We start from the raw sequence: 19164 nt of genomic DNA, 5'->3' as shown, positions 1-19164 counted from the left end.
CTGCGGCTGTGACGGGCCTGCCCCGCTCGGTTCTACTGACTTCTGCCTGCGCTGAGCCTGCCGAAGCGTTCTTCCGAGAGCTCCCCGGTGATGCCGGATCGATGCTCGTGCGTCCATTGTACGCTCCGGCGCGGAGGCCTGCGCCGCGCGTGAGCGCCCCGCGCGGAGATGTGCTCTTCGCAAGGCCGGATACGGCCGATGCATCCTTGCGAGGCGCACATCTCCCCCCGGATCACCCGGTACCCCATCAGCAACAACTCCGCATCGTGGCGGATGTCCTCGGACCGCTGGGATCCCGTATGGTGCGCTCCGTCGATCTGCAGGACGAGGCGATCTCCGATGAGCGTGTCGACACGATGGCCGGCGATCCAGATCTGCACCAGGACGCGCAGCTTCAGCCAGCGAAGCCGCTCGCGCACGTAGGTCTCGAGCCCGGCATCGGCGAACGGCGACGCGCGGAGCAGGATCCCCCTCGCGGCCGGCTTCCAGGCGAGGCCGTGCAGCGACTCCACCGTCACCAGTCCCCCGTGGAGCGCCGATTCCCAGGTCGCGAGTGCCTGTTCGAATGGCTCGCATTCGGCGATGTGCGCCAGGACGTTCTCCACCGGGTCGGCGAGCGCGTCCGGATGCCGCGGCAGAGGCACACGTCCCCAGTGCAGCTTCGCATCCACGGGGAGCTGCGGCGCGCTGTGCGGCGGCACCGCGAAGTGCGGTCGACCACGGTGATCATGCAGCCACAAGCCGAGACGGCTCGCCTGAGTGCGGCAGGTCAGCACCACCCCCAACCGTGCGGCGGCCACCAGCTGCCTATCGGCATCCGTCGCCGCGATCCATCCGCGACGAGGTCTCGTGATGATCCCGCGCGCCACGCCCGCATCGACCGTCCGGCGGGAGAACCCCCGCTCCGCGACGACCACAGAGCGAGCGACCCCGCCGAGAACGGTGAGGAAGGCGGACAGTTCATCGAGGCGCGTCATCCGGAACAGCCTGGCGCTCCGGCATCCGTCGTCGCGTCGCCCCGCCGCGAGGACGCCGCAGATGTGGACAGGTCGAAAGGGGCACTCCCTGTGCAGCGAGACTGGCGCGGCGATTCCAACCCCTACGCCGGCCACCCGCCCGCCCGTGCGACTCGTACGCCAGCGCAGGACAAGAACGTCTGACAAGGTCGACCTGCCGCAGGATGCCCTTGTCTGGCGCACGAGTCCTGTCCAGGCGCACGGGCGACGCGACTGTCGGTCCGCCCCACTAGCCTCGACCCATGCCCCGCACGACAGAATCTCCCGCTGCACCCCGCATCTCCCCTCCCGACCTTCCCGACGTGTTCGAGCCGGCCGCCCCGACGCGCAGCGGCGACCTCCTCGCCGCGAGCCTCGACCTCACCGCGAGCGCCGATCTGGCCTACGCGTCGCTCGAGCAGTGCACGGTGCGCGCCGACGCCGACGAGGTCGACCTCACCGGAGCGACGATCCTCGACGTCGCGATGGACGGCGTCCGCATCGCGTCGCTGAAGATGCGCGACGCCGGCATCCGGCGGCTGCGGATCAGCGGAGGCCGGATCGGCACGCTCGACCTCAGTGGTGCGCGCATCGACGAGCTCGAGCTCCGCGACCTGCGCATCGACTACCTGAACCTCGGTGCCGTGCGCGCGACCGACGTCGAGATCTCCGGCTGCCGCATCCGCGCGATCGATCTGCCCCAGGCCGAGGTCACCCGCGCGCGCTTCACGGCCACGTCGAGCGACGAGGTCGATCCCCGGGGCATGAAGGCGAAGGACGTGGACCTGCGCGGTCTCGACGCCCTCGCCTATCTCGATGCGAACAGCCTGCGCGGCACCACGCTCACCGGGTTCCAGGTGCAGCAGCTCGCCCCCGTGATCGCCGTCGGCCTGGGTATCCAGATCAAGGAGTGACGGTTCCGCTCGCGTCGAGCAGCTCCCGGGTGAACGGATGCTGCGGCGCGGAGAAGACGTCACCCGTCGCCCCCTGCTCGACGATGCGCCCGTCCTGCATCACGATGATGTCGTCGGCGACCGCGCCCACGACGTCGAGGTCGTGCGAGACGAGGATCATCGTCAGCCCGCGCTCCTGCTGCAGCCTCGTCAGCAGACCCAGGATGCGCTCGCGCACCGACGGGTCGAGGGCCGAGACCGGCTCATCGAGCACGAGCACCTCCGGTTCGGCGGCGAGCGCCCGGGCGATGGCCGCGCGCTGGCGCTGGCCTCCGGAGAGCGCGGCCGGACGCCGGTCGGCGAGAACAGGGTCGAGGTCGACCTCGGCGAGAAGGGCGGCCACACGTGCGGCACGTCGGTCCCGAGGAACCCCTCCCGCCTCGAGCGCCTCCCGCAGCGAGCGTCCGACCGTCCACCGCGGATCGAAGGCCCCGAGCGGGTTCTGATGCACGAGCTGCACGCGACGATCGCCGATCCAGCGCAGGGTTCCCTCATCCGGCTGCTCGACACCGACGATCATGCGCGCCAGAGTCGTCTTGCCCGACCCCGACTCCCCCACGACACCGAGTGTGCGCCCCTCGGCGACCGAGAACGATGCCGCCACGACCGCGGGGACCTCGCCGAAGCTCTTCGACGCCTCCACGACGGTGAGCACGGGAGCGGACGCCGCCGATGACGAGACCCGCGGCTCGTGCATCGTCGCCGCGATGAGCTGTCGCGTGTACTCGTGCTGCGGTCGTCCCAGCACATCGGCGACCGGCCCGCTCTCGACCACCGCTCCGCGGCGCATCACGAGCACCCGGTCCGCGAGCCTGCGGACGGCGGCGAAGTCGTGACTGATGAAGACCACGGCCGTCCCGGTGTCGGCGATCTCGCGCAGCAGGTCCAGGACACGTGCCTGCACCGTCGCATCGAGCGCGGTGGTCGGTTCGTCCGCCACGAGGACGGCTGGATCCGCGGCGATGGCCGAGGCGATCAGCGCGCGCTGTCGCTGCCCGCCGGACAGTTCGTGAGGGTACTGGCGGATGCGGCGCTCGGCATCCGGCATCCACACGCGCGCCAGCAGCGAGCGCACCCGTTCGGCCAGCGCGGTGCGACCGTGGACGATGCCGTGCAGCCGCAGCGGCTCGGCGATCTCGGCGCCGATGCGCTGCAGCGGGTCGAGCGACACCAGCGCGTCCTGCGAGACGAGGCCGATGCGCGCACCGCGCAGCTTCCGCCACTCGCGCTCACCGAGAGCTGCGGCATCCGTGCCGTCGATCACGAGCCGGTCGACGTGCACGTCGGCATCGGTCGGCGTCAATCCGAGGAGGGCGCGTGCGGTGAACGACTTGCCGGCGCCGGACTCCCCGACGATCGCGACGCACTCGCCCGGCGCGACCGTGAGCGAGACACCGTCGACGACGCTCGCTCCGTCGAAGGCGATCCGCAGTCCCTGCAGCTCGAGTGCGGCGCTCATGGCGTCCGGCCCTCTCCCCGTGCCCGCAGGATCCGTCCGACGACCGTCGCCGAGACCACTGTGAGCGTGATGGCGATGCCGGGGAACACGGAGATCCACCAGGCCTGCCCCAGCACGTTGCGTCCGCCGGCGAGCATCAGCCCCCACTCCGGCGTCGGCTCGGACGGACCGAGACCGAGGAAGCTCAGGCCTGCGGCGGCGAGGATGCTCGATCCGATGCCGATCGTGGCGAGCACGCTCAGCGAGCCGAGCACCCCCGGCGCGACGTGCCGGAGGAATGCCCGGAGCGGAGGGACGCCGAGGATACGCGCCGCCTCGACGTGCTCCGCGACCCGCAGCGTGCGCGTCTGCACCCGGGCGAGGCGGATGTAGACCGGGCCGGCGGCGAGCGTCACGGCGATCGCGATGTTCACCGGCCCCGGGCCGAGCACCGCGACGACGACGAGTGCGACCAGGAACTCCGGGAACGCCATGAGGACGTCGTTGATGCGCATCATCGCCGCGTCGATGCCGCGCGGCGCGACGCCGGCGAGCGCCCCGAGGAGGAGACCTCCGACGAGGGCGATGCCGGTGGCGAGCAGACCGATGCCCAGCGAGCGTCCGGCTCCGTACACGACCCGCGAGTACACGTCGCGCCCGCTCTGATCGGTGCCGAAGAGGTGCTCGGCACCGGGCGGCAGGAGCGCAGACTGCACGTCGGTCTGCAGCGGATCGTGGGTCGCGAGGACACCGGGCCAGAGCGCCGCGAACGCGATCACGAGCAGGACGGTGACCGCGACTCCGAGCAGCCACCGCTGCGCGCGCCTCATCGGCCACCGCCGGAGCGCGCGGCCCTCACCCGAGGATCGATCAGCGGATGCAGCAGCTCGACGATGAGGTTCACGGCGACGAACACGACGGCGCTCAGCAGGATGATCCCCGTGATGACCGGAAGATCACGGTCGCTGATGGCGGCGAGCGTGACGCGTCCGAGGCCGGGACGAGCGAACACGGTCTCCACCAGCACAGCCCCGCCCAGTACCGAGCCGGTCAGGTAGGCGGCGAGGGTCACAGCCCCCGCGGCACCGTGCCGCAGGCCGTGCCTCAGCGTGAACCAGGTGGGACCGGCGCCGCGCGCGCGGACGGTCTCGGCGAACGGCATCCGCTCCGCCTGCACGAGCCCGTCGCGGAGCACCTGGCTCAGCAGCGCCGCCACCGGGAGCGCCAGGGTGATCGCGGGCAGCACGATCGTCGCGGGATTGCGGGCGCCCGAGACCGGGAACCATCCGAGCCCGAACGCGAAGACGCTGAGCAGGATCAGCCCGATCCAGAACACCGGAGACGACAGCACCACGAGCTCGATCCCCGCCGCGACGGCGCGACCGGCCTGACCGCGCACGAACAGCGCCACGGCCAGCGCGAGCACGACCGCGATCAGGAGCGCGAGCACCGAGAGCTGCAGCGTCGCACCGAGCTGTCGCCCGATGACCTCGGTCACCGGCATCCGCAGCTGGTACGACTCGCCGAGATCGCCACGCGCGAGCTGGCCGATGTACGTCAGGTACTGCTCGAGCGGTGGTCGGTCGAGGCCGAGGTCGGCGCGGATGCCGTCCTTGACCGCCTCGCTCACCTGCGCCTGCGGTCCGAGCATCACCGACACGGGATCACCAGGGATCACCCGGAAGGCGAGGAACGCGACCGTCGCGGCGCCCCACAGGACGATGACCACGGATGCTGCGAGGCCGGCGACACAGAGCAGCACAGCCTTCACCGTTTCGTCTCGCTCCGCTCGCTCAACGACCGAGAGGCATCAGCCGACGCTCACATCGTAGAACAGCGGCCGACCGTACAGGTCGTAGGCGAGTCCCTTCACACGCTCGCCGACCGCGGTGATCGCGGACGGGCTGTAGAGGGGCACGATCGCCGTGTGCTCGGCGTTCCACTCCTGCAGCTGCGTGTAGAGCACGTTGCGCTCGTCCTGGTCGCTCGACGCGACGGCCTGCTCGAGCAGAGCGTCGACCGCCGGATCGGACACCTGCGACGCGTTCTGGAAGCCGTCCGTGTGCAGGTGGCTGCGCAGGAAGTCGGGATCCACGCCGGAGAAGCCCCAGTCGGTGAGGTCGAACGTCTTCGGGCCGTACTGCTCGTTGTACGCACCGGGCTCCAGCACCTCGCGGACCACGTCGATGCCGATCTCCTTGAGGTCGGACTGGATCGCGTTCGCGAGAGCGGCGCGGTCGTCGGGGACCGGCGTCCAGGCGATCCAGCGCACGGAGAGCGGCTGCCCGCCCTTGGTGCGGATGCCGTCGGCATCGCGTTCCGTCCATCCGGCTTCGTCGAGGAGCGCGTTGGCGGCGTCCTGGTCGAACTCCCATGTTCCTTCGAGAGAGGCGTCGTACCCGGGGGTGGTCGATCCCAGCACGCTCCAGGCGCGCGGGAACTGGCCGAAGAAGATCTCCTTCACGGCCGGATCGATGTCGATGCCGCGGGCGAACGCCTGCCGCACCCTCTCGTCGGCGAAGACGCCGTACTTCTCGTTGAGGTACAGCGAGTACGGCAGTCCGGGGTACTCGACCGAGTCGACCGTGAGGCCGTCGCCGAGGTCCTTCGCCAGGTTCGGCGGGATGTTGCTGGCGAGGTCGGCCTCGCCGCTCTCCACGACGCCGGCACGCACCGATGCCTCGGGCTGGATCTCGACCCGGAGCGTCTCGACCTTCGGTGCCTTCTCGCCGTGCGGGCCCCAGGCGTAGTCGTCGTTGCGCGTGTAGACGATCTCCTGGTCGGGCGTGTACTCGGTGAGCTCGAACGGGCCGGTGCCGACGGTGATGCCGGGGCCGCCCGCCTTCAGCTGGTCAGCGGACTCCTCGAGGACCGCCGGCGAGTAGAACCCGAGCTGCGGCGTGCTCGCCGCCTGCAGGAACGGCGCATAGGGCTGCGTGAACGTCACCTTCACCGTGTGGTCGTCGACGACCTCGGTGCCGGCGTAGAAGTCCGCACCGAGCATGCTGGCGGCCTGAGCCGACGCGGTCTCGGGATCGACGATCCGGTCGAAGTTCGCCTTCACCGCGGCGGCGTCGAACGGCTCGCCATCGGTGAACGTCACGTCGTCGCGGAGCGTGAAGGTGTACTCGGTGCTGTCGTCCGACACCTCCCACTCCTTCGCCAGCCACGGCGTGAAGGAGCCGTCCTCCTCCTGGAAGACCAGCGAGTCGAGGACCGCGCGCTGCACCATGCCGGAGACGTCGAGCTGGCTGACCTGCGGGTCCATGTGCCCCGCCGAGAGGTTCGCTCCTTCGATCGACCAGACGAGCTCGCCGTCGCTCCCGCCGGAGGGCCCGGCGCAGGCTGTCAGCACGAGCGCGGTGGCGGCGGCGAGCGCGGCGAAGGGCAGGAGACGACGCGCGGGATGTGCGGGCATGACGATTCCTCAGGACGAACGGGTCGGGATGCCTCAAGTCTATGGCCGAATTGTTGGACCGGGTCGATCTGCGTCGCTCCGATCGACCCGGCCCCCTCCGGCGGGAGCACATCCGCGGCTCGCTAGACTGGTCGACACACCCCACACTCAGGCACGCTCACACAGTGCCGCATACATCGCGCAAGGAGACCGTCATGTCTATTCCCGACAAGCCCGCACTCGAAGGTCTCGAAGCGAAGTGGGACGCCGCCTGGGCGGAGCAGGGGACCTACCTGTTCGACCGCCTCCGCGCGGCACAGGCCGGACGCGAGGGCGTCTACTCGATCGACACCCCGCCGCCCACGGCATCCGGAAGCCTGCACATCGGCCACGTGTTCTCGTACACGCACACCGATGTCAAGGCACGATACGAGCGCATGCGCGGCAAGACGGTGTTCTACCCGATGGGCTGGGACGACAACGGCCTGCCCACCGAGCGACGCGTGCAGAACTACTACGGCGTGCGCTGCGACCCGTCCCTCCCCTACGACGCGGACTTCACTCCCCCGTTCGAGGGCGGCGACAACAAGTCGAGCCGTGCGGCCGACCAGCAGCCGATCAGCCGCCGCAACTTCATCGAGCTCTGCGAGCGCCTCACGATCGAGGACGAGAAGCAGTTCGAGGCGCTGTTCCGCCAGCTCGGGCTCAGCGTCGACTGGACCCAGACGTACCGCACCATCTCGGGTGACACGATCCGTCAGAGCCAGCTGGCGTTCCTGCGCAACATCGAGCGCGGTGAGGCCTACCAGGCGCTGGCCCCCACGCTCTGGGACATCGACTTCCGCTCGGCCATCGCGCAGGCCGAGCTCGAGGACCGCGACCAGCAGGCCGCGTACCACACCATCGAATTCCCCTTCGCGGACGGCTCCGGCTCCATCGCCGTCGACACCACCCGCCCGGAGCTGCTCCCGGCGTGCATCGCGATCGTGACGCACCCGGAAGGTCCGCACAAGCACCTCATCGGCACGAAGGTGCGCACGCCCTTCTTCGACGCCGAGATCGAGATCCACGGCCACCACCTCGCCCAGCCCGACAAGGGCACCGGTGCGGCGATGGTCTGCACGTTCGGTGACGTGACCGACATCATCTGGTGGCGCGAGCTGCGCACCACCGCCGGAGAGTCTCTCCCGAACATGACCACCATCGGCCTGGACGGGCGCTTCCTGCCCGAGGCGCCCGCATCCGTGGGCGCGGACGAGGCCACCGCCTGGTACGCCGAGAACATGGGCGGCAAGACCGTGTTCAGCGCGCGCAAGGCGCTCGTGGAGAAGCTGCAGGAGACCGGCGACATGACCGCGGTCGGCAAGCCCTTCAACCACGCCGTGAAGTTCTTCGAGAAGGGCGATCGTCCGCTCGAGATCGTGTCGACCCGCCAGTGGTACATCCGCAACGGCGCCCGCGACGGCGAACTGCGCGACCAGCTCATCGCACACGGCACCGAGCTCGCCTGGCACCCCGAATTCATGCGCGTGCGCTACGAGAACTGGGTCGGAGGCCTGACCGGCGACTGGCTCGTGTCGCGGCAGCGCTTCTTCGGCGTGCCCATCCCCCTCTGGTACGGCCTCGACGAGAACGGGGAGCGCGACTACGACCGCGTGCTCGCGCCCGACGCCGAGTCCCTCCCGATCGACCCGACGACCGACGTCCCCGCCGGGTACACCGAGGATCAGCGTGGCGTGGCCGGCGGATTCGACGCCGAGGCCGACATCCTCGACACCTGGGCGACGTCGTCGCTCACCCCGCAGCTGGCCGGCGGCTGGCAGCGGGACGAGGAGCTGTGGCAGCTCACCGCGCCCTTCGATCTGCGCCCGCAGGGCCAGGACATCATCCGCACCTGGCTGTTCTCGACGATGCTCCGTTCCACGCTCGAAGACGGCAGGACGCCGTGGCGCAACGCCGCAATCTCCGGCTTCATCGTCGACCCCGACCGCAAGAAGATGTCGAAGTCGAAGGGCAACGTCGTCACGCCCGCCGACGTGCTGGACAACCACGGATCGGATGCCGTGCGCTACTGGGCGGCATCGAGCCGTCTGGGCATGGACGCGGCGTTCGACCCGCAGAACCCGACGCAGGTGAAGATCGGCCGACGCCTGGCGATCAAGGTGCTCAACGCCGCGAAGTTCGTACTGTCCTTCCCCGTGCCCGAGGGCGCGCAGATCACGCACGCACTCGACGCGTCGATGCTCTCCGCCCTCGACAACGTGGTCGTCGAGGCGACGAAGGCCTTCGACCGCTACGACGCGGCTCGCGCGCTCGAGCTCACCGAGGCGTTCTTCTGGACGTTCTGCGACGACTACCTGGAGCTCGTGAAGGAGCGCGCCTACAACCAGGCCGACGTGGGGCAGGCATCCGCCGCGCTCTCGCTGCGCCTGGCCCTGTTGACCCTGCTGCGTCTGCTCGCCCCGGTGCTCTCCTTCGCCACGGAAGAGGCCTGGTCCTGGTTCGAGGAGGGTTCCGTGCACACGGCCGAGTGGCCGCTGGCTGGGTCCCTGAGCTCGTCGACGGGCGAGGGAGACCCGGCCGTGCTGTCCGTGGCGAGCGAGGCGCTCATCGGCATCCGGCGCGCGAAGACCGAGGCCAAGGCCTCGCAGAAGACCCCGGTCTCCCGCGCCGTCATCGCCGCTCCCGCCGCGAAGCTCACCGCGCTGCGTGCGGCCGCCGATGACCTCCGTGCCGTCGGCCGCATCGCGGAGCTCGAGTTCGTGGAGGCCGAGGAGTTCGCGGTCACCGCGATCGAGCTCGCCCCGGTCGAGGACGCGTGATGCAGCTGGGCACGCGCTGGGCAGCGGGATCGGAGCCACCGGCCTCGGTGCCCGCAGCCCTGCGTCCGGCGATCGCCGCGGTCGAATCGGATCTGTCCGCGGCGAGCGGGTCGAAGGGCCATTGGACCCTCACCTGGCTGGAGGGCAGGGCGATCGCCGAGCTCGATGCCGGATGGGAGGTCTTCCAGACCGCCGCAGGCGATGTCGTGGCCCGTCCGTTCCAGGACTGACCCCGCACCTGCAACCCGATCAGCGCAGCGGGAGCCCCAGCTGCGCGAGAGCGAGGTCGACGGCACGCGGGTCCTGCTTGCGGGCCTGCTGTTCGCGGAGCATGTCGAGGGCGATCTCGCGGCGCTCGGCGCGCGCGGCGATGCGCCACTCGACGTGACGGACGATCCCGAGCGCGGTGCGCTGGAGCATCCGCTCGAAGGGCGTGGGGGTGGCGAGGCGGAGCGTCGCGGTGGTCATGATCCCTCCTCAGGGCTGTTCCGGCGGCTGTCCGCCTGGGGCAGGTCGAAGATCTCGGCACGCAGGGACACGCGCCGCACGTCGGGCCCGGTCTGCCCGCGGAAGCGCTCGATCGCGCTCTCGACGATCGCTTCGAGCTCACCGCGGAGCTCCATCACCTGCGCGGCCGTCATGTCGAGGTGCGTCGTCATCGTCAGTCCGACGTCGCGCCACTCCTCGGGCACCTCGGACTGCGGACGGTTGAGGTAGGTCATCAACGTCTCATGGCGCAGGCGGAAGAACTCCGACGTCACGATCTGGGCGGCTGCGCGGTTCGCCGGCGACATGGTCTCGTCCGGACCGGGCATGTCGATGCGTCCCTTGGGGCGCTCCCACCACCGCTCCCGCGCGGTGCCGCGGCCTTCGACCTCGCGGATCAGGTCGTGCGCGGCGAGGGCACGAAGGTGATAGCTCGTCGACCCCGACGTCTCGCCGACCAGCGCGGCGAGCGAGCTCGCGGTCTGCGGCCCCTGGGACGCGAGGATGTCGAAGATCCGCACCCGCAGCGGGTGCGCGAGAGCCTTGAGCGCCCCCGAGTCGAGGGTCCTGATCTGCGTGTCATCCGTCATGCATGCAAAGATACCCTTGCAAAGACTTCTTTGCAAGTATTTCTTTGCAACAGATCCTCTGCACAGGCCGGAGTCAGCCCACCGACTCCCGTGCCGTGACGAAGGCCGCGACGCACCGGTCGATCTGCTCGGCGGTGTGCGCGGCCGAGAGCTGCACGCGGATGCGGGCGAGCCCGCGCGGGACGACCGGGAAGCTGAACGCGGTGACGAAGATCCCCTGCGCCTGCATCTCCTTCGCGATCAGCGCGGTCTTCGCGGCGTCGCCGAACATCACCGGCACGATGGGGTGCTCCCCCGGGAGCAGGTCGAAGCCCTCAGCCGTCATCCGCTCACGGAAGTGCGCGGCGTTCTCGCGGAGCCGGGCGCGCAGGTCGGCGGAACCCTCCACCAGATCGAGCGCCGTCAGCGTGCCGGCGACGATCGCCGGAGCGAGGGTGTTCGAGAACAGATACGGGCGCGAGCGCTGGCGCAGCAGGGCGACGATGTCGGCATGCGAGGCGACATATCCCCCGGATGCTCCGCCGAGGGCCTTCCCGAAGGTCCCGGTGTAGATGTCGACGCGATCCGCGACGCCGCAGAGCTCCGGGGTGCCACGACCGTTCTCGCCGACGAAGCCCACGGCGTGCGAGTCATCGACGAACACGAGTGCGTCGTAGCGCTCGGCGAGGTCGCAGATCTCTGCGAGCGGGGCGATGTACCCGTCCATCGAGAAGACGCCGTCCGTCACGACCACACGGAACCGCGCATCGGATGCCGCACGCAGCTGCTCCTCGAGATCCGCCATGTCGCGGTTGCGGTAGCGCAGCCGCCGCGCCTTCGACAGACGGATGCCGTCGATGATCGAGGCATGGTTGAGCTCGTCCGAGATGATCGCGTCCTCGGCGCCGAACAGCGTCTCGAAGACGCCGCCGTTCGCGTCGAAGCACGACGAGTACAGGATCGCGGCCTCGGTGCCGAGGAAGCCCGCGAGGCGACCCTCCAGCTCCAGGTGCTGCTCCTGGGTGCCGCAGATGAAGCGCACGCTGGCAAGACCGTAGCCCCACTCCTGCAGCGCTGTCGTCGCCGCGTCCAGGATCCGCGGGTCGTCCGCGAGACCCAGGTAGTTGTTGGCGCAGAAGTTCAGCACCTCGGCGCCGTCGGCGGTGATCTCGGCGCTCTGCGCACCGCGGATGCCGCGCTCGTGCTTCGTGAGCCCCGCCTCCTCGATCCCCGCCAGCTCCGACTCCACATGCTTCTGGAATGTCCCGTACATCACAGCTCCGTCCAATCGAGGATGATCTTGCCCGTGCCCGCGGACTCCGCCGCGGCGAAACCCGACTCCCAGTCCCGCGCAGGGATGACATCGGCGATGACGCGGCCGATCGAGTCCCGGAGCGTCGCACTGGTCTGCAGCATCGCCCCCATCGCGTTCCAGGTCTCGAACATCTCCCGTCCGTAGATGCCCTTGATGGTGAGCATGTGGGTCACGAGCTTGCCCCAGTCGATCTCGAAGCCCGCGCTCGGCAGGCCGAGCATCGCGATGCGCCCGCCGTGGTTCATGTTGTCGATCATCGCCGGAAGAGCGGATGCCGAGCCGCTCATCTCGAATCCGATGTCGAACCCCTCGCGCAGGCCGAGCACGCGCTGCGCGTCGCGGATGTCGCGCTTCGAGACGTCGACGACCTCGTCGGCTCCCATCCGTCGCGCCATCTCCAGCCGCGGGGCGCTGACGTCGGTCGCTGTGATGAAACGTGCGCCGGCGTGCCGCGCGACCGCGATCGCCATGAGGCCGATCGGACCGCACCCGGTGACCAGCACGTCCTCCCCGACGAGCGGGAAGGTGAGCGCGGTGTGAACGGCGTTGCCGAGGGGATCGAAGATCGCGCCCAGCTCGGGGCTCACCTCGGCGTGATGCACCCACACGTTCGTAGCGGGCAGCGACAGGTACTCGGCGAACGCGCCGTCGCGCTGGAGTCCGAGGCCGATCGTCCGGATGCACATCTGGCGTCGCCCGGCGCGGCAGTTGCGGCACGTGCCGCACACGATGTGCCCCTCGCCGGACACGCGATCCCCGACGGCGATGTCATGCACGAGGGGTCCGACCTCGACGACCTCGCCGTAGAACTCGTGGCCGGGGATGAGGGGCGCGGCGATCGCCGAAGCGGCCCAGTCGTCCCAGCGGCGGATGTGCAGGTCGGTGCCGCAGATCCCGGTGCGGAGCACCCGGATGATCACCTCATCCGCGGCGGCCACCGGATCGGGCCGGTCGACGAGTTCGAGACCTGCACCGCGTGCGCCTTTGAACAGTGCCTTCATGGTCTCGATCCCACCTCATCGAACCCTGTAGAGCAATCCTCATTGTCTGCACCATCGTTGTAGCTCGAACTAAACTCTCGGGATGGAACTCCATCAGCTGCAGATCCTGCGGGAACTGCATGCGCTCGGCAGCGTCACCGCCGTGGCCGAGGCCCTGCGTGTGACCCCCTCGGCGGTCTCGCAGCATCTCGCGGCTCTGCAGCGCGGCTTCCGCAGCCCCCTCACCCGCCGAGAGGGCAGGACCCTCGTCCTCACTCCCGCCGGTGAGGTCCTCGCGGCGGCCGGTGCCGACGCGATCGATGCGATGGCGGCGGCGCGGAACGCCCTCGACGACTTCGAGGGCACGGCCACCGGCGTGGTGAGCGTCAGCGGCTTCCACAGCGTGGGCCAGGCACTGTTCGGCCCCCTGCTGCGCGAGCTCTCCGATGTCCCCGACGCACCCACCGTGCAGCTCACCGACGAAGACGTCGCGCAGAGCGAATTCCCCGGGCTCACGGCCCGCTACGACCTCGTGCTGGCACATCGCATGGAGCACTCCGATCCGTGGCCGCCCCAGGGAGTGCGCAGTCTGACGCTCATCCGCGAACCCCTCGACGTGGCCGTACCAGCCTCGCATCCGCTCGCGTCACGCCGCAGTGTCACGCCGCAGGACGTCGCGGGTGAGCGATGGGTGACGAGCCGCGTCGGATACTCCCCCGATGACGTGCTCCGCGCCGTATCCGCGGTCGCGAAGCGGCCGATCGAGGTGCAGCATCGCATCAACGACTACGGCGCGGTGTCGGCGGTCGTCGCGGCGGGCGGCGTGCTGGGCATGCTGCCCCGCTTCACCTCGCGCGGCGTGGACGACCGCGACATCGTCCGCGTGCCGCTGCGCGGTGTGAGCACCCACCGCATGATCGATCTGCTCGCTCGACCGGAGAACCTGCGGCGCCGCTCGGTGCGGCTCACCGTCGACGCGCTGCAGCGGGTGATGACCATGCTGAGCGAGACCGCCTCCTGAGCGCGAGCCGTGCCGATGGCTAGGCTCGGAGGATGACCGACGCCTCGAACCCGCTGCTCCAGCCGTCCGCACTCGCCTACGGTCTCCCCGACTACCGCGCGATCCGCCCCGAGCACTACCTCCCCGCATTCCGCGCCGCCTTCGAAGAGCACCTTCGCGAGGTCTCCCGGATCACGATGGTGCGATCCATGCCGACGTTCGAGAACACCATCGAGGCGCTGGAGCGCTCCGGCGAGCTTCTGGACCGCGTGTCGCACGCCTTCTACACCGTGAGCTCGGCCGACGCGACGCCCGCGATCCAGGCAGTGGACGAGCAGCTCGCTCCCCTGATGGCCGCCCATCAGGACGCGGTCTCGCTCGACAGTGCGCTCTTCTGGCGCGTGCAGCAGGTGCACGATCATCTCGACGACCTCGATCTCGATGCCGAGCAGCGATACCTCGTCGAACGCCACCACCGCGAGATGTCGCACGCGGGTGCGGGGCTCGACGACGAGGCGAAGGCGCGACTGACCCTGCTCAATCAGCACCTGTCGACCCTGAGCAACACGTTCGAACGCAACCTCCTCAATGACACGAACGACCTCGCCGTGGTGTTCGACTCCGCCGAGGAGCTCGACGGGCTGACCGCGGGCGAGCTCTCCGCGGCGGCCCGCGCGGCACAGGAGCGCGAGCTGGACGGCGGTTTCCTGATCGCCCTCCCGCTCTTCACCGGTCACCCGTACCTCGCGCAGCTGCGCGACAGGGAGTCGCGCCGGCGGATCATGGCAGCGTCACGAGCACGCGGCTCGCGCAGCAATGCGAACGACAATCGACCGGTGCTCACCGAGATCGTGCGCCTGCGCGCCGAGCGCGCGCAGCTCCTCGGGTACGAGTCGCACGCGGCGTACGTCACCGCCGACGAGACCGCCGGCACCCCGGACGCCGTCGAGCGGATGCTGCGCAGACTCGCGGCCCCGTCCGCGAGGAACGCCACCGCGGAGCGCGAGGCGCTGCAGGCGATCGTCGACGAGACCGAGGCGGCGCCCTTCCCCGTCGAGGCGCACGACTGGGCGTTCTATACCGAGAAGGTGCGCAGCGCCCGCTACGACATCGACTCCAGCGCGCTCCGACCCTGGTTCGAGGCCGAGCGAGTCCTGCAGGACGGCGTCTTCTTCGCGGCGGAGCGCCTGTTCGGCGTCACGTTCGCCGAACGCCGCGATCTCGTGGCCTACCACCCCGGCGCGCGGGTGTTCGAGGTGAGCAACGCCGATGGAAGCGCCCTCGGGCTCTACATCCTCGACCTCTACACCCGAGACGCCAAGCGCGGCGGCGCGTGGATGAACCCGATCGTCAGCCAGTCGCGGCTGCGCGGCACGGCGCCCGTGGTCGTCAACAACCTGAACGTGCCTCTGCCCGGTGACGGCGAGCCCACGCTGCTGACCCTCGACGAGGTGACGACGCTGTTCCACGAATTCGGTCACGCGCTGCACGGCCTGTTCGCCACCGTCGCCTACCCGCACTTCGCCGGGACGAACGTGTTCCGTGACTTCGTCGAGTTCCCGAGCCAGGTGAACGAGATGTGGATCCTCTGGCCCGAGGTCCTCGACAACTACGCGCGCCACCATGAGACCGGAGAGCCTCTCGACCCCGCGATCGTCGAGCGCCTGCGGGCCACGGAGACGTTCGACCAGGGACACGCGACCAGCGAGTACCTCGCCGCCGCCTGGCTCGATCAGGCGTGGCACCGGATCGGCACCGCGACCGAGATCGACGACGTCGCGGCCTTCGAAGCGGCGGCCCTCGCCGACATCGGGCTCGACGACCCGGTGGTCCCCACCCGCTACTCGTCCACCTACTTCGCGCACGTCTTCTCCGGCGGGTACAGCGCGGGCTACTACTCGTACATCTGGAGCGAGGTGCTCGACGCCGACACCGTGGAGTGGTTCCGCGAGAACGGCGGCCTGACGCGCGAGAACGGCGACCGGTTCCGGGACCGCCTCCTGGGCGTCGGAGGGTCGAAGGATCCGCTCGAGGCGTACCGCGACTTCCGCGGCCGCGATGCCGAGATCGGGCCGCTTCTCACACGCCGCGGCCTCGAGGCCTGAGTCGCGCATGAAGGATCCGCTGCGCCTGATCAGCGAGGCGTTCGACGCGCGAGCCGCCCGGTACGACGAGAGCGCGATGCATCGTTCGGTCGCCGCCGCCACGGCCGCGTTCACCGACCTGTCCGAGGCACGGGTCGTTCTGGACGTCGCCACCGGCACCGGTCTCGTCCTCCGGGAGATCGCGTCACGAGATGTCGAGGCGGATCTCATCGGCGTCGACATATCCGCGGGGATGCTGGACGTCGCACAGTCGCACCTGCCGCAGGCCCGATGGATCGAGGCAGAGGCCTCCGCGATCCCTCTCGCCTCGGCATCCGTCGATGTGATCACCTGCGTGACCGCGCTGCACATCATCCCCGACGTCGGCGGAGCGGCTGCGGAGTGGCGACGGCTTCTCCGGCCCGGTGGGCGTCTCGTCACCGCGACGTTCCGGAAGATCGACGCATCCGGGCACGGCGCCCCTGTGGTCGGGACCGTCGACCGACCCTACCCTCGACACCACGAGCCCTATTCGAGCCCGACGCGCATCGCCGCGACATTCGAGCACCATCGGTTCGCGTTGCGGCGCCACCGCGACTGGAGCGACGGGACCGACGATCTGCTCCTCGCGGAGTTCGTCGTGGACGGGACGTCGAGCTGATCCTGAGGCGCGACCTCAGCCCGCGAGCAGCCCGAGGCCGCGCGCGAAGCCACGCATCCGCTCGGCGACCGCTTCCGGAACCTCGGCGGCCGCGAAGTGCCCGCCCTCCGGCATCCGGTCGAAGGAGCGAAGGTCACGGTAGAAGGAACGAGCGACGCTCTCCGGGTAGTCGTGCTCGTGCGTCTGGATCGCGACGGCCGCCGGCACCTCCACCGGAGGGATCCGCTCATCGGCGCCACCGTCGAAATACGGACGGAACGATGTCGCGATGCTCTGGGTCGCCCAGTAGATCGTCGCCTCGGTGAGGATCCGATCGCGCGAGATCCGCCGCTCGACCAGCTCCGGCTGCGCGGTGGGCGTGTCGCTCCACTCGACGAGCTTCTCGGTGAGCCAGGCGAGCAGCCCGGCCGGAGAGTCGTTGAGACCGACGGCCAGGGTGTCGGGCCGTGTCGCCTGGATGTGCGCGTAGGCGCCGTCCGGCCCGCCACGGGCGGCGAGTGCGTCGAAGAACGCTCGCGCCTCCGGGTCGTCCAGAGCGTCGCGCTCCTCCGCGGTGCCGAAGTGCGCATGGGTCGCGAGGATCCCCTGCACCGCCTCGGGGTGGCGCGCGGCGATGAGGTCGCTCACGTTCGCGGAGACGTCTTCGCCGTAGGTCAGGTAGTGCGGATAGCCCAGCACGTCCGTCATGAGCGTGTGCATCAGTTCGGCCATGACGCTCTCGGTCAGCGTTCCGTCGAACGGCGCGGAGAAGGCGAAACCCGGCAGGCTCGGAACCACGACGTGGAAGTCCGGCAGCAGCCGGGCGAGCGCGAGCTGGAGGGCGAACGTGTGCGGCCAGCCGTGCATGACGAGCAGTGCGGGCGCATCGGGACGATCGGACGGCAGGTGGACGAAGTGGATCTCGGTGCCGCCGACGTCGGCGAGGTACTGTGGACTCTCGTTCAGCGATCGCTCGCGAGCCCGCCAGTCGAAGTCCGCCCAGCTGTCGACGAGCACACGGAGGTACTCGGCGGACATGCCGGCCTCTGGGCGACGCGGCGAATCCGGCAGCAGTCGCGTTCGCGAGAGCCGTGCACGAAGGTCGTCGATGACGTCGTCCGGGATCGCTATCTGGAAGCTGCGCATGACGCGACGCTACGCGCGACCACCGACATCCCGGAATCACTCTCCGCGGGACGGACTCACGCGCTCTTGCGCTTGCGCTCCATCACGATGGTGGGAGGCGCACCCTCGTCGACGGCGGCGCGGGTCACGATGACCTTGGCGACGTCTTCGGCCGAGGGGATCTCGAACATGATCGGGCCGAGCACGTCTTCGAGGATGGCGCGGAGACCGCGGGCTCCCGTCTTCCGCTCGACCGCCAGGTCGGCGATCGACCGCAGCGCCTCTTCGTCGAATTCCAGCTGGACGCCGTCGAGCTCGAACATGCGCTGGTACTGCTTGACCAGTGCGTTGCGGGGACCGGTGAGGATCTCCATCAGCGCGTCCTGATCGAGCGGCGAGACGTTCGTCACCACGGGCAGGCGCCCGATGAACTCCGGGATGAGACCGAACTTGTGCAGGTCTTCCGGCAGCACTTCGCTGAAGAGATCGAGGTCCTTGGTCTTGTCGTGCAGCGGAGCACCGAAGCCGATGCCGTGCTTGCCGACGCGCGCCGACACGATGTCCTCGAGGCCCGCGAACGCGCCGGCAACGATGAAGAGGACGTTCGTCGTATCGATCTGCAGGAACTCCTGGTGCGGATGCTTGCGGCCGCCCTGCGGCGGGACCGAGGCGACCGTGCCCTCGATGATCTTGAGCAGCGCCTGCTGCACGCCCTCGCCGGACACATCGCGCGTGATCGACGGGTTCTCGGCCTTGCGGGCGATCTTGTCGACCTCGTCGATGTAGATGATGCCCTGCTCGGCGCGCTTCACGTCGTAGTCCGCGGCCTGGATGAGCTTGAGGAGGATGTTCTCGACATCCTCGCCGACATAGCCCGCCTCGGTCAGAGCGGTGGCGTCCGCCACGGCGAACGGCACGTTGAGACGCTTGGCGAGTGTCTGGGCGAGATAGGTCTTGCCGCAGCCGGTCGGTCCGATCAGGAGGATGTTGCTCTTCGCGATCTCGACCTCTTCGGCCTTCTGCTCGGCCGTCTGGAGGGTCCCGTGGGCACGCACGCGCTTGTAGTGGTTGTACACGGCGACCGCCAGTGCGCGCTTCGCGGGCTCCTGACCGACCACGTATTCCTCGAGGAAGGAGAAGATCTCGCGGGGCTTCGGCAGATCGAACTCCGCGACGCCGTCAGCGGAGGACTCCGCCATCCGCTCCTCGATGATCTCGTTGCACAGCTCGACGCACTCGTCGCAGATGTACACACCGGGGCCAGCGATGAGCTGCTGCACCTGCTTCTGGCTCTTTCCGCAGAACGAGCACTTGAACAAGTCAGCGCTTTCACCGATACGGGCCATGCGCGTCCTCCTAT

Annotated in this window: 17 protein-coding genes; 6 read left to right on the top strand and 11 right to left on the bottom strand. The window is 69.5% G+C overall.

Features of this window, described 5'->3' with window-relative positions; genetic code table 11:
- Positions 1–32 precede the first annotated feature (32 nt).
- The gene (locus tag MRBLWH11_RS13405; protein WP_341945218.1) at positions 33–977 is read right to left on the bottom strand and encodes a DNA/RNA helicase; all 945 of its coding nucleotides are present in this window, start codon (positions 975–977) and stop codon (positions 33–35) included.
- Positions 978–1258: 281 nt separating this feature from the next.
- On the opposite strand from MRBLWH11_RS13405, the gene MRBLWH11_RS13400 reads away from it, so the two are divergent.
- A complete protein-coding gene (locus MRBLWH11_RS13400) occupies positions 1259–1909 on the top strand; it encodes a pentapeptide repeat-containing protein (protein ID WP_341945217.1) in 651 nt (216 codons plus the stop codon).
- On the opposite strand, the gene MRBLWH11_RS13395 is transcribed toward MRBLWH11_RS13400, so the two are convergent.
- The 4 genes from MRBLWH11_RS13395 to MRBLWH11_RS13380 are packed head-to-tail and all read right to left on the bottom strand — an operon-like array spanning position 1899 to position 6804.
- Entirely contained in the window at positions 1899–3407 is a 1509-nt protein-coding gene (locus MRBLWH11_RS13395; RefSeq protein ID WP_341945216.1) for an ABC transporter ATP-binding protein, read from the bottom strand. The two genes, MRBLWH11_RS13400 and MRBLWH11_RS13395, sit on opposite strands and share 11 nt — an antisense overlap.
- A complete protein-coding gene (locus MRBLWH11_RS13390) occupies positions 3404–4216 on the bottom strand; it encodes an ABC transporter permease (RefSeq protein ID WP_341945215.1) in 813 nt (270 codons plus the stop codon). The genes MRBLWH11_RS13395 and MRBLWH11_RS13390 overlap by 4 nt, the downstream gene beginning before the upstream one ends.
- On the bottom strand, positions 4213–5157 hold the full coding sequence (locus MRBLWH11_RS13385; protein ID WP_341945214.1) for an ABC transporter permease: 945 nt from the start codon (positions 5155–5157) through the stop codon (positions 4213–4215). The genes MRBLWH11_RS13390 and MRBLWH11_RS13385 overlap by 4 nt, the downstream gene beginning before the upstream one ends.
- Before the next feature lie 39 nt (positions 5158–5196).
- Positions 5197–6804, bottom strand: coding sequence for an ABC transporter substrate-binding protein (locus tag MRBLWH11_RS13380; RefSeq protein ID WP_341945213.1), 1608 nt, complete (start codon positions 6802–6804; stop codon positions 5197–5199).
- A 194-nt stretch (positions 6805–6998) separates the two neighbouring features.
- On the opposite strand from MRBLWH11_RS13380, the gene valS reads away from it, so the two are divergent.
- Positions 6999–9605 carry a valine--tRNA ligase gene (gene valS, locus MRBLWH11_RS13375; RefSeq protein ID WP_341945212.1) on the top strand — a complete coding sequence of 869 codons (2607 nt, stop codon included), beginning with the start codon at positions 6999–7001 and terminating at the stop codon, positions 9603–9605.
- Positions 9605–9835: a hypothetical protein gene (locus tag MRBLWH11_RS13370; RefSeq protein ID WP_341945211.1), complete on the top strand. Its 231-nt coding sequence runs from the start codon at positions 9605–9607 to the stop codon at positions 9833–9835. The genes valS and MRBLWH11_RS13370 overlap by 1 nt, the downstream gene beginning before the upstream one ends.
- A gap of 19 nt (positions 9836–9854) precedes the next feature.
- Here the strand turns inward: MRBLWH11_RS13370 and MRBLWH11_RS13365 are convergent, their stop codons facing one another.
- The 4 genes from MRBLWH11_RS13365 to tdh all read right to left on the bottom strand — a co-directional run bounded on the left by MRBLWH11_RS13365 (position 9855) and on the right by tdh (position 12976).
- Positions 9855–10073: a hypothetical protein gene (locus MRBLWH11_RS13365; RefSeq protein ID WP_116636721.1), complete on the bottom strand. Its 219-nt coding sequence runs from the start codon at positions 10071–10073 to the stop codon at positions 9855–9857.
- On the bottom strand, positions 10070–10681 hold the full coding sequence (locus tag MRBLWH11_RS13360) for a helix-turn-helix domain-containing protein (protein WP_341945210.1): 612 nt from the start codon (positions 10679–10681) through the stop codon (positions 10070–10072). The genes MRBLWH11_RS13365 and MRBLWH11_RS13360 overlap by 4 nt, the downstream gene beginning before the upstream one ends.
- A 73-nt stretch (positions 10682–10754) precedes the next feature.
- Complete coding sequence (locus MRBLWH11_RS13355; protein WP_341945209.1) at positions 10755–11933, bottom strand: glycine C-acetyltransferase; 1179 nt, start codon at positions 11931–11933, stop codon at positions 10755–10757.
- The gene (gene tdh, locus MRBLWH11_RS13350; protein ID WP_341945208.1) at positions 11933–12976 is read right to left on the bottom strand and encodes an L-threonine 3-dehydrogenase; all 1044 of its coding nucleotides are present in this window, start codon (positions 12974–12976) and stop codon (positions 11933–11935) included. Before tdh ends, MRBLWH11_RS13355 begins: the two co-directional genes overlap by 1 nt.
- Before the next feature lie 82 nt (positions 12977–13058).
- Here tdh and MRBLWH11_RS13345 point away from each other — a divergent pair, with 82 nt between their 5' ends.
- From MRBLWH11_RS13345 to MRBLWH11_RS13335, 3 genes are read left to right on the top strand one after another with little or no spacing between them, the layout of a single operon-like run.
- Entirely contained in the window at positions 13059–13976 is a 918-nt protein-coding gene (locus tag MRBLWH11_RS13345) for a LysR family transcriptional regulator (RefSeq protein WP_341945207.1), read from the top strand.
- A 32-nt stretch (positions 13977–14008) separates the two neighbouring features.
- A complete protein-coding gene (locus MRBLWH11_RS13340) occupies positions 14009–16060 on the top strand; it encodes a M3 family metallopeptidase (RefSeq protein WP_341945206.1) in 2052 nt (683 codons plus the stop codon).
- 7 nt (positions 16061–16067) lie between these two features.
- Complete coding sequence (locus tag MRBLWH11_RS13335; protein ID WP_341945205.1) at positions 16068–16700, top strand: methyltransferase domain-containing protein; 633 nt, start codon at positions 16068–16070, stop codon at positions 16698–16700.
- Positions 16701–16715: 15 nt separating this feature from the next.
- Here MRBLWH11_RS13335 and MRBLWH11_RS13330 read toward each other — a convergent pair whose 3' ends face one another.
- Complete coding sequence (locus MRBLWH11_RS13330) at positions 16716–17825, bottom strand: epoxide hydrolase family protein (protein WP_341945204.1); 1110 nt, start codon at positions 17823–17825, stop codon at positions 16716–16718.
- Between the two features lie 56 nt (positions 17826–17881).
- A complete protein-coding gene (gene clpX, locus MRBLWH11_RS13325) occupies positions 17882–19150 on the bottom strand; it encodes an ATP-dependent Clp protease ATP-binding subunit ClpX (RefSeq protein ID WP_116636728.1) in 1269 nt (422 codons plus the stop codon).
- Positions 19151–19164: the final 14 nt, after the last annotated feature.

It is taken from the genome of Microbacterium sp. LWH11-1.2, from assembly GCF_038397745.1.
Lineage (GTDB): Bacteria > Actinomycetota > Actinomycetes > Actinomycetales > Microbacteriaceae > Microbacterium.
The sequence above is the reverse complement of the archived record's forward strand: the minus strand, read 5'-3'. Positions and strand labels throughout refer to the sequence as shown.

Excerpts from the sequence above, each read along its gene's own strand:
- MRBLWH11_RS13405 (WP_341945218.1), bottom strand. The coding sequence starts at position 977 with ATGACGCGCCTCGATGAACTGTCCGCCTTCCTCACCGTTCTCGGCGGG.
- MRBLWH11_RS13400 (WP_341945217.1), top strand. The coding sequence starts at position 1,259 with ATGCCCCGCACGACAGAATCTCCCGCTGCACCCCGCATCTCCCCTCCC.
- MRBLWH11_RS13395 (WP_341945216.1), bottom strand. The coding sequence starts at position 3,407 with ATGAGCGCCGCACTCGAGCTGCAGGGACTGCGGATCGCCTTCGACGGA.
- MRBLWH11_RS13390 (WP_341945215.1), bottom strand. The coding sequence starts at position 4,216 with ATGAGGCGCGCGCAGCGGTGGCTGCTCGGAGTCGCGGTCACCGTCCTG.
- MRBLWH11_RS13380 (WP_341945213.1), bottom strand. The coding sequence starts at position 6,804 with ATGCCCGCACATCCCGCGCGTCGTCTCCTGCCCTTCGCCGCGCTCGCC.
- valS (WP_341945212.1), top strand. The coding sequence starts at position 6,999 with ATGTCTATTCCCGACAAGCCCGCACTCGAAGGTCTCGAAGCGAAGTGG.
- MRBLWH11_RS13370 (WP_341945211.1), top strand. The coding sequence starts at position 9,605 with ATGCAGCTGGGCACGCGCTGGGCAGCGGGATCGGAGCCACCGGCCTCG.
- MRBLWH11_RS13365 (WP_116636721.1), bottom strand. The coding sequence starts at position 10,073 with ATGACCACCGCGACGCTCCGCCTCGCCACCCCCACGCCCTTCGAGCGG.
- MRBLWH11_RS13360 (WP_341945210.1), bottom strand. The coding sequence starts at position 10,681 with ATGACGGATGACACGCAGATCAGGACCCTCGACTCGGGGGCGCTCAAG.
- MRBLWH11_RS13355 (WP_341945209.1), bottom strand. The coding sequence starts at position 11,933 with ATGTACGGGACATTCCAGAAGCATGTGGAGTCGGAGCTGGCGGGGATC.
- tdh (WP_341945208.1), bottom strand. The coding sequence starts at position 12,976 with ATGAAGGCACTGTTCAAAGGCGCACGCGGTGCAGGTCTCGAACTCGTC.
- MRBLWH11_RS13345 (WP_341945207.1), top strand. The coding sequence starts at position 13,059 with ATGGAACTCCATCAGCTGCAGATCCTGCGGGAACTGCATGCGCTCGGC.
- MRBLWH11_RS13340 (WP_341945206.1), top strand. The coding sequence starts at position 14,009 with ATGACCGACGCCTCGAACCCGCTGCTCCAGCCGTCCGCACTCGCCTAC.
- MRBLWH11_RS13335 (WP_341945205.1), top strand. The coding sequence starts at position 16,068 with ATGAAGGATCCGCTGCGCCTGATCAGCGAGGCGTTCGACGCGCGAGCC.
- MRBLWH11_RS13330 (WP_341945204.1), bottom strand. The coding sequence starts at position 17,825 with ATGCGCAGCTTCCAGATAGCGATCCCGGACGACGTCATCGACGACCTT.
- clpX (WP_116636728.1), bottom strand. The coding sequence starts at position 19,150 with ATGGCCCGTATCGGTGAAAGCGCTGACTTGTTCAAGTGCTCGTTCTGC.